Source organism: bacterium (genome assembly GCA_040757115.1).
Lineage (GTDB): Bacteria > UBA9089 > CG2-30-40-21 > CG2-30-40-21 > SBAY01 > JBFLXS01.
On the sequence record JBFLYA010000353.1, the window covers coordinates 1 to 2,977 of the forward strand.

4 protein-coding genes are annotated in these 2,977 nt (G+C 40.0%); all 4 read right to left on the reverse strand.

Translation table 11 applies throughout. The annotated features are described in order from the left end of the window. Positions 1 to 405 precede the first annotated feature (405 nt). Positions 406 to 1,074 carry a hypothetical protein gene (locus AB1422_18485; protein ID MEW6621288.1) on the reverse strand — a complete coding sequence of 223 codons (669 nt, stop codon included), beginning with the start codon at positions 1,072 to 1,074 and terminating at the stop codon, positions 406 to 408. A gap of 528 nt (positions 1,075 to 1,602) precedes the next feature. Further along, positions 1,603 to 1,869: a type II toxin-antitoxin system YafQ family toxin gene (locus AB1422_18490; GenBank protein ID MEW6621289.1), complete on the reverse strand. Its 267-nt coding sequence runs from the start codon at positions 1,867 to 1,869 to the stop codon at positions 1,603 to 1,605. Further along, positions 1,869 to 2,084 (reverse strand): hypothetical protein, encoded by a 216-nt coding sequence (locus AB1422_18495; GenBank protein ID MEW6621290.1) that lies wholly within the window; start codon positions 2,082 to 2,084, stop codon positions 1,869 to 1,871. Before AB1422_18495 ends, AB1422_18490 begins: the two co-directional genes overlap by 1 nt. Before the next feature lie 171 nt (positions 2,085 to 2,255). Next, positions 2,256 to 2,843 (reverse strand): hypothetical protein, encoded by a 588-nt coding sequence (locus tag AB1422_18500; GenBank protein MEW6621291.1) that lies wholly within the window; start codon positions 2,841 to 2,843, stop codon positions 2,256 to 2,258. Between the last annotated feature and the right edge of the window lie 134 nt (positions 2,844 to 2,977).

The window sequence follows — 2,977 nt, forward strand, 5'->3', positions numbered from 1 at the left end:
AGTTCAGGTGCGGCGGGGAGAATTATCACAAAAGTTTGATAGCAAGATAAAACTTTGAGAGACCACAAAACTCTGACCACGGCACAGTCCCCCGCCGTCAACTGCAACGCAGGGTTAGACAAAAGCTCTCATTCGCTGTCTTTTCCTTTTCCTCTGCCTCACCGAATTATTGTGCATTCCACATTCACGGTTTGCCCCTACTAATATCCTATCTCATGTCTATTCTTCAACAATATAAAGAGTAAATCTTGAACCCGCATGAAGCCCATTTGTAGCCGAATGCTTAATACCAATTTTTGTTATAAAACTATAAGCGTGTCGTGTATGGACCCCACGATATTCCTCAAGACTAATCGGTGGCCATCCAAATTCAGATCTTGAGTACGCTGTGAACAACCCAGTTTGCTACCACCATTCACGGACACGAATTTCGTATACAAGGTTTGCTCTCGAATGAGAGTCAAGATAAAGAACATAGGGATCATTATATTTTGCTGTCGTTAAAGAACTGCCAGACGCTTTAGTGCGCTGCGTTGAATAGTTTGTAGTTACATAGTCCCCGTCAAAGTAAACACCGATCCAACCCGCACCTGCTGCCGGATTATTTGCAATCTCTGCGTCAAGAATGTATCGTCTATCTGGCAATAGCTGAAACTCAACAGTTGTAGTGTCCCCTGGCAGTACTACCTGAGAAACTATCCGTATAATTCCTTTTCCTACAATTGTTCCGGACGCTTTTACATCACCTATAATATCCAGCTTTGCCGCAGGTTCGGTAGTTCCGATACCGATATTGCCTTCCTTGGTAATTCGCATCCGTTCCTGCCAACCAGTTGTATCCTTGGTGGAAAACACCATATCATCTGTTGGAGTACCACCCGGTACACAATTACCTATTGTCCAATCATATTGACCCGGAACCTCACCACCTACAAAACACCCTAAACCACCCATAAGGTTACCAGCAGATGGAGTAAGAATAGCATCTGCACTGTAAATTTGTGCTGCAAAGGCAGATGTAGGGCTGATAATTAGCCCAACTAACAACATCACTGAAATTATTGTCTTTTTCATTTTTTTACTTCCTTTTTAGTTTTTGTCGAGATATGAATCTCGACCTACATATCTGTTACCTTGTACACTAATCAGGCATCGTCATTGGGTTTTAGGTTGTGCTGCTCGAATTGTCAATAGTTTTTCGGTTAAGGGTTTTAACGATATACGATTACCCTTTACCGTTTCGAGCTGCGTAACCCTTCAACGCCTACCCTTGCCCGACAATAAATTTTGGAGGAGGTTTTTTCACCATCTTTCTTTGCAAGATTGGGCTCATACAAGGTACTTTATATTTTAACCGTAACAACTTCTTGTAGGTCGATTTTCCAAAATCGACATCTCTTTTGTCTTAGATATGGATCTGACCTACATATATTTTTACGGGTTATATGGGGTAGAAATTAAACTTTAGAAGCATTATTTATTTTTTAGTAAGGTTGAATCAATCTACTTGAAAAGCTAATTAAACATGATTACCCCTTGAGATACTACAAAACTTTCAATTACGGCACAATCCCCCGCCGTCCACTGCAACGATTTGTTAGGTCAATAAACTTCATCATGTTTTCCTATATCTACAAATACCACCCTATTCCTATCAGCAAAATAAAATATTACCCGGACATCGTATTCAATATTAAAACTCCATAATTCTTGTAGTCTTCCTGATAACTTGTGTGTCTTCAAAATTCTATCAAAAGGATCTTTTGTAAACATCTCTACTCTTTCCCAAAATTTCCGTTCTAACTCATCAGACCATTTAATCCTTTTCTTATACGCTCTTTTAAAAGAAGAACTAAAACTGATTTCTATCATTTTTCTACCATTTTCCTTAGTTTGCGGACATCACTTGAAAATTCTAACTTCCCTTCTTCAAATTCTTTCAAGCTATTTTGATAATTTTTATAGATTTCTTCTCTCCGTTCCTCTATAAGATACCTCTCCGTCAAAAATTTAAGTTCCTCTTTTTCTTCAATTGATAATGATTTTACAGTGTCAATTAAATTATCATATGTCAATGTATTCATGATTATCCTCCAATTTTTCAGGTCTAACGATTGAGCTAAGCTGCGGCGGGCTTGCCCGCCGTCAGCTTCAGCGATTGGTTAGACAAAAGATTCACTCCGCCGTCTTTCTCCTTTCTTCTTTTTGATAGTTAATTCTCACTTCGAGGTATGACCCCAATAACTTCTAACGTTTTATTCTTCTATTTCTACTATCTCACCCGCGGCGCCGTTCCGGATAAGTTTGATGCTGATGACATAGATGTCAGACTTCCCGGGCCAGACCGAAAAGCCGATTCCGAAAGGCGTGCCCTTGACAAAAGGGATCTGATACACCGGCATCTGGACAATGTATCTCCCGGCTTTGGTTGGCGCGACCCCGATATATTGGGCATGCCCGTGTGGTTTAGCCGGGCCTATCTGCATAGACCAAGTGGCGATGGGGTGCGTTGGCTTCTTCACCGCATATTCGACCTCCATGCAGTCATATTCTTTCAAGTCACAGGGTAGTTTCTGCCAGAAATTGATAGAGCCGGGGGCTCCGGAAACGGATAATTTAGCACTCCCCTCATATTCCTCTGACCAGGATACTTTCCCTTTTGAACACCCCTTATAGTTGCTCGCCCAAATCCCATCGGTTTTCCATTCGCTGACAGAATCTTCATCCTTAAAATCCCATTGCTTGATAACATAGGAATCATCATCATTCGAAGCTAATGATGATTTACCAACCCCTACAACCAACCCTACTATGCAAAGCAAAACTAAAATGTTTTTCTTCATCTTAAAACCTCCTCGTATAATATGTTTAATATAGTTATTAATTAATTTATAATTAATATTTAATAATATTTCTCTCCTCATGGGAGAGTTTATGAAATCTTTGATTGTGAACAAAAAGAAACTTGACTTTTATG